This window comes from Mycobacterium lehmannii, assembly GCF_002245535.1.
Taxonomy (GTDB): Bacteria; Actinomycetota; Actinomycetes; order Mycobacteriales; family Mycobacteriaceae; genus Mycobacterium; species Mycobacterium lehmannii.
Genome location: NZ_NKCN01000075.1, coordinates 1 through 275, shown reverse-complemented (window position 1 = coordinate 275; position 275 = coordinate 1). Strand labels below are relative to the sequence as shown.

Sequence of the window (275 nt, the reverse complement as noted above, 5' to 3'; positions counted from 1 at the left end):
CCGCCGACGCCGCACTGCAGACCGGGATGGCAAACCGCATCGGCACGCTGGAGGACGCGCAGGCCTGGGCGCAGGAGATCGCCGGCTTCGCGCCGCTGGCCCTGCAGCACGCCAAGCGGGTGCTCAACGACGACGGCGCGTACGAGGACCCCTGGCCCGCGCACAAGGATCTGTTCGACCGGGCGTGGGCGAGCCAGGACATCATCGAGGCTCAGGTTGCCCGCATCGAGAAGCGACCCCCGAGGTTCAAGGGGGCCTGATGATCCGGTCGGCGC

General features: G+C 70.9%; 1 pseudogene. It reads left to right on the top strand.

What is annotated here, in order from left to right:
- Window positions 1-260: pseudogene (locus tag CEX87_RS26915) on the top strand (enoyl-CoA hydratase); the annotation flags it as partial.
- Window positions 261-275: the final 15 nt, after the last annotated feature.